Origin of the sequence: Promicromonospora sp. NPDC060271 (assembly GCF_042726755.1) — a bacterium.
GTDB lineage: Bacteria > Actinomycetota > Actinomycetes > Actinomycetales > Cellulomonadaceae > Promicromonospora.
In genome coordinates this window covers 1-6,054 of the sequence record NZ_JBHXBG010000249.1, presented here as the reverse complement: position 1 = coordinate 6,054, position 6,054 = coordinate 1, and the positions used below count along the sequence as shown (strand labels likewise).

Below are 6,054 nucleotides of genomic sequence, written 5' to 3'. Positions count from 1 at the left end.
GGGGGGGGGGGGGGGGGGGGGGGGTTGGGGGGGGGGGGGGGGGTCGGGGGGGGGGGGGGGGGGGGGGGTGGGGGGGGGCGTGGGGGGTTTGGGGGGGGGCGGGGCCCGGTTTGGGCCCCCCCCCGCGGCGGGGGGGCCCCCCCCCCCCCACCCCGCCGGCCTCCGGCTCCCCGGCGTCGGCGGCCTGGGGGCGCGGCGTGCCCCCCCCCCCCCCCCCCACGCCACTTCCTACCTCAGCCTGAGCGTCACCTTGGTCTCCGCCGCGAGGACGAGCTCGCTGCCGAGATAGGTCGCCGTCAGCGTCAGGTCACCGTTCCGTGGCCGGGGCACCTCGAAGCGGGCTCGACCGTTCTCGATCGCCCCGAGAAGCGTCTGCCCACCCTGGACGGCCAGCCGCACCTGTCCGGTCACCCGGACGTCGTACGGCGCGGTGAGCGACACGGTGACCGCCGCCTTGTTCCCGGCGGCCTTCGCCGCCGTGATCTCCATGGTCGGCATCACCTTCTCCACGACCACCCGGACCCTCGACGACGACGCCCGGTGATCGGCGTCGCCCCCGTAGCGCAGGGTGAGGTCGTAGACCCCGGGCCGGAGCGAGGTGGCCGGCAGGACGAGGGTTCCCCGTCCGTCCGCGATGGTGGCCTCCGCGAGCTCGGTCTCGCCGTCGAACAGCTCCACCGAGCCCGTCGCCGTGTCCGGTGACACCGCCACCGAGACCGTCCCCGCCGTGCCGTAGGTGATCGGCAGGGCGACCCCGGCCACCGCCGTCACCGCCGGTGACCTCACCGTGATGGTCACAGTGGCCGCGGCGGAGAGGTCCTCCCCGTCGTCGGCCCGGTAGGTGAAGACGTCCTTGCCGGAGAACCCTTCGTCCGAGGTGTAGGTGAAGGACCCGTCCGCCGCCAGCGTGACCTTGCCGTTGGCGGGCTGGGTCACGCCCGTGGCGGTCAGCACGTTGCCGTCGGCATCCGTGTCGTTGGCCAGCACACCCGGTGCCGGGAGCGCCAGCGGCTGCCCGCCCACCGCCGCGTACGCGTCGGCACCGGCCACCGGGGCCGTGTTGTCCGGCGGCTGCTCACCCTCCTCGACGGTGATGGTCACGGTCGTCGCCGCCGACGTCGCCGCGCCGTCGGACGCCTTGTAGGTGAAGGTGTCCGTCCCGGAGTACCCGCTGTCGGGCGTGTAGGTGAAGGACCCGTTCGCCTGCAGCACGACCTCGCCGTGGGCCGGCTGAGTGAGCCCGGTCGCGGTCAGGTCGTCGCCGTCGGCGTCGGTGTCGTTCGCCAGGAGGCCCGGCGCCTGGACGGTCAGCGGCTCGTCCTCGACGGTGCCGTAGGCGTCGGCGGCGCCCACCGGGGCCACGTTGGCCGCCGGACCGGCGTGGAGCTGGGCCACCTGCTCGGCGGTCAGCTCGTACCCGAACATCCTGAAGTCGTCGACCAGGCCGTCCCAGCGGGCATCCGGCCAGCTCGTGCCGCCGATGAGGTTGGTCGTCGTCTGCCCGCCCACGCCGACGTCACCGATGCTGACGGTGAAGTCGTTCCGCGTGGCCTGCAGCTCGCCGTCGAAGTAGATCTTCCCGACCGACCCGCTCTGGGTGAACACGACGTGCGTCCACTCGTTCAGCGGCAGGTCGTTGCCCTGGCCCAGGACCAGACGCTCCTGGGCGCTGCCCGGGGTGCCGGGCGCCTTGAACGTCGCCGCGAAGCCGGTGGCCCCGCTGACCTGGGTGTTGGACTGCAGCAGGAAGAACGTGTCGGTACTGCTGCCGATCTGCACCAGCGGCACCCAGGTGGGCAGCGCGTCCGGGCGGGCCCAGATCGAGACGCTGAACTGGTCGTCCATGCCCGCCTCGATGTTGTCGGGCAGCTCTACCTGGTTGCCGGTCCCCGACGCGCCGCCGGGCAGGTTGACGCCCGCACCGAACCGCCCGTTCGGGGTCCAGCCGGCCGATCCGGTGAGCGTCGCCGCCCCAACGGAGCTGTCCAGGCCGGTGTTGGCCGCCGTCGTGCCCTGGCCCTCGTCGAAGGCGTAGTGGATCGGCGTGCCCTCGCCGGGCGGCGGCCGCTCGACCGTGTGCTTGACGGTCTGCGCGGAGTCGCGCCACCCGTCGTCGGCGAGGAAGCGGACCTCCACGTCGTGCTCACCCGGGGAGAGCGCGACGTCGCTGAACGACACCGCCCCGTCCGCCACGTCGGCCTGACCCCCGATGCGCGAGCCGTCGACCCACAGCTCGGCGACGCCGGCCGGGGCCCCGCCGCTCGCCGCCGCGAAGCTGCCGGTGACCGTCACCGGCTCGGCGAACGGCGACGGGGAGACCGGCTCGACCGTGACCGTGGTGGTCGTGGCGAGCGCGGTGCCGTCGGCGTACAGGGCCGCGATCTCGGCGTCGCCGAGCGTCGAGGTGTAGACGCGGACGTCGTCCATGAGGCCGTCGTAGGCCGGGTCGGGGAAACCGTTGCGGCCCAGCCAGTTGTTGGCCGTCGGCCCGACGTCGGTCATGTCGATCGTCAGGTCGGAGCGGGACGCGATGGGCTCGCCGTTCAGGTAGAGCGTGCCGGTGCCGCCCTGCCGGGTGAACGCGACGTGGTTCCACTCGCCCGCCACCACGTCACGGGTGGGCGTGGCGTAGACCCGTTCCTGCAGCGCGGCGCCCTTGGCCTTGAACGTCGCCGCGAGCCCCGTGGCCCCTGCGGCGTTGGTCTGCATCTGGATCTGGAAGAAGCTGCCCGCGTCCGCGAGCCCGTCCCCGAGGTGGAACAGACCCGTCCAGCTGGACTTGGTGTCGGGCCGCACCCAGAACGAGGTGGTGAAGTTCTCCTCGCCCTGGAGCAGGTTGTCGGGCAGGTCCACCGCGTTGGCGTTGGACCCACCGGTGAAGGCGAGGGCGTCGCCGAAGACGCCGTTCTCGCTCCATCCGGTCGCGCCCGCCAGGGTGGCCGCGCCGACACCGAGGTCCGTACCGGTGTTGGCCGCCCGGGTACCCGATCCCTCCTCGAACTCGTAGTGCACGGGGACGTCGGAGGCGCCGGGGTCGGAGCCCACGATCACCAGGTCGTCGATCATGACGCCCGCGCCGGAGTCCCCGGCGCTGATGGTCAGGTCCTGCGACCGGGCCCCGGCGACGAACGTCCCGACGTACTTGCCGAACCTGCTCTGCGACGACAGGTCCGGCGCCGCCGACAGGGTCGTCGACAGGTCACCGATGGAGAGGTCGGCGGTGCCGGGCGCGGTGCCTGCGGACCGGCTGTCACGGGCGTACCGCAGCGAGAGGCGGTACTCACGGCCGGGGTCGAGACCCTTGACCGTGCGCGTCAGACTGCCGTCGCTGCCCACGCCGAGGTGGTAGCCCGTGGCGCCGAGCCCGCCCTGGCTGGACGCCGCGGCCCGGACGAGCTGCACCTTGCTGTCGACCTCCCACGGGGACATCCGGCCGTTGCCCGGCTCGACGTCGACCACGGCCGGCGGGTTGGCGGAGCGCCACTCGGCCGGGATCCGCGGGTACTCGAGCTGGTCGACCAGGTGCGGGGCCCGGGCGTCCATCTCGACCGTCGGGTCGATCTGGACGATGTCGGCCACCGACGGCGTGCCGTCCTCGTCGAAGACGAACAGCATGTAGGCACCGGGCGGGGCGTAGGTGCCGTCGACCGGGGTCTCGATGGTGAGGTTGCCGCCCTCCTGGGCGAACGCCAGGTCCTGGAAGTTCTGGTCGTTGTTGAACCCGTGCGTCACCGAGCCGTTGCGGACCAGCGTGACCCGGGAGACCCCGGCGTCGGCCTGCACCTCGAAGGTGCCGTCGTAGCCCACCTTCTTCGGGACGCCGGTGACCTCCGGGCGCGCCGCCGGCTGGTTGCCGTCGAACAGGTAGGCCGGGGAGTAGAACTCGACGTCCGTGTAGTTGCGTGGGCCCGGCGTGCCGCCGCCGCCCACCATCACGCGGCCGTCCGGCAGGAGCAGCGCGGTCGAGTGGTAGAGGCGGGCGTGCTCGTAGGGCACGTCCACCACGGTCCACCTGCCGGTGTCCGGGTCCCAGATCTCGGCGGTGGTGACGTAGCCACCGTTGCCGTTGTTCTCCCGGGAGCCGCCGGTGACGATCACGTCGCCGTCGGGCAGCACCGTCGAGGTGGCCCAGTGCCGCTGGTACCGCATCGGCTCCGTCTTCTCGACCACGGGCGCGTCGGTGCCCCCGGTGATGTCCACCGTGAAGCCGGCGCGGGCACCGTCCGGACCGCCGCCGTTGGCCCACCAGCCGCCGCCGACCTGGAGGATCTTGCCGGGGCGGTACATGGTCGCCGTCGACGTGGCGCCGACCGGGTTGCCGAGGCCGCCCTGGTTGGCGATGTCCGCCGGCAGGGTGCCCCGGAGCGTGATCTCGCCGTCGCCCGAGGGGTCGAGCTCGTACATCTGGGTGCCGGTGATGTTGAAGACGTTGCCGCTACCCGGTGCGACGAACGCGCGCGGGTACCACCAGCGGTTCTCGTCGGGCCCGTTGCCGTTCCCGCCGTCACCGTACGCGGCCGCGCTGGTGGCGCCCTCCAGGAGCTTCCAGGAGCTGCCCTCGTCCGGGGTGTAGATCTCCGGGGTCAGGACGCCGGGTCCACCGGGGCCACCCTTGAGGCTACCGCCCTGCACCACGACCGAGCCGTCGGGCAGGGTGGTCCCCGTCGGGTACCAGCGCGGGAAGTTCATGGGGGCCTCGGTGCGCAGGCCCTGGTTCGTCGTGTAGCTGGTGACGCCGAGCGACCCGTCGTTGGGCGCGTTGCCGCCCAGGGCGTCGTCGCCACCGACGGTCATCGTGGCCCGCCGGTGCGGCATCTGCACCTGCATCGAGCAGAACAGGTCGGTGTAGGTCGAGTTCGTAACGACGTTGTCGCTCACGTTGGCGACCGTACGCTCCTCGGCGGGGTCCCAGACGTCGATCTCCATCTGACCGCCCTGGGTGACGCACGAGTTGCCCAGGAAGTCGTAGGGCGTGTTGTCGGTGCAGCCGGAGGAGACGCTGCCGAACGACTGGACCTTGCCGTCGGACGTCAGCGCCGCGTTGATCGGGACCAGCGGCCACGGCGTGACACCGCTCCACGCGCCCTGCTCGGACTTGTCCGGCGGCGAGCAGTCGGCCGGCAGCAGGCCCGCCGAGTAGGCCAGGCCGTTCTTCATCTGCGTCCGGATCGGGGCCTCGGCGTAGGCCGTGCCCTCGTGCCCCATCCCCGAGTACCACGACCGGCCCTCGTCGATCTCCTGGCACCAGGTGATCGGGTGGTTCGTGCCGTTGTGGCCCCCGCCGTACGACGACTCGTCCGCGTTGAGGAGCGTGCGCACGTTCGGGGCCGGGTTGACCAGCCAGTCGTACCACTCGTCGCTGCGCGTGAAGTCGGCGGGCAGACCCTGGGTCAGCGGGTGCGCGGCGTCCTTGACCACCACGCGGCCCGGGCGGACCGCGGGGTTCTCGGGGTGGCCCTCCGACATCGCGCCGACGAGCCGGGCGTAGAACGGGTTGACGTCGTGCTCGCTCTGCCCGACCGACCAGCCGGCGTAGTGCATGCCCATGTAACCGCCGCCGCCGCGGATGTAGGCCTCGAGCGCCGCACGCTGGGCCACGTTGAACAGCACGCCGCCCGTCTGGGCGAAGACCACCGTGTCCTTGGTCGCGAGGTTCTCCGCGGTGAAGGCGGCGGCGTCCTCGGTCTCCTGGATCTCGACCGGCTGGTCGTACTCGGTGCCGAGCTGCGTCGCGAGGTCGCGCACGGCCTGGCGGGCCTGGACGTGGGAGGCGTGGAAGTTGGGCTTGTAGAACAGCAGGACGCGCAGGACTCCGTCGTCGACGGAGCCGGCCGCGGCCTGCGCGGCCGCGTCGGGGGCGGCCTGCGCGACGCCGCTCCCGAGGGGTACGGCCACCGCGAGGGCGGCCAGCATGGCCGCCAGGCGCGCGGGCGCCCGGCGGGGGCGGCGCGCAGGGCGCCGCAGGTCAGGTCTGCGTAGCAGGTTCATCGTTGAATCCCTTTTCGCACGGGGTTGTGGGGGGTGTGACGGCGGTCCGGGCGGCCGGCCCCGAAC

At 72.8% G+C, this 6,054-nt stretch carries 1 protein-coding gene; it reads right to left on the bottom strand.

Annotation, left to right across the window (positions count from 1 at the left end):
* Positions 1 to 228 precede the first annotated feature (228 nt).
* Entirely contained in the window at positions 229 to 5,988 is a 5,760-nt protein-coding gene (locus ACFWE2_RS24115) for a LamG-like jellyroll fold domain-containing protein (protein WP_377226746.1), read from the bottom strand.
* Positions 5,989 to 6,054 lie beyond the last annotated feature (66 nt).

What these genes read in the sequence shown, in the direction of transcription:
- ACFWE2_RS24115 (WP_377226746.1), bottom strand. Translation starts at nt 5,988, where the DNA reads ATGAACCTGCTACGCAGACCTGACCTGCGGCGCCCTGCGCGCCGCCCC.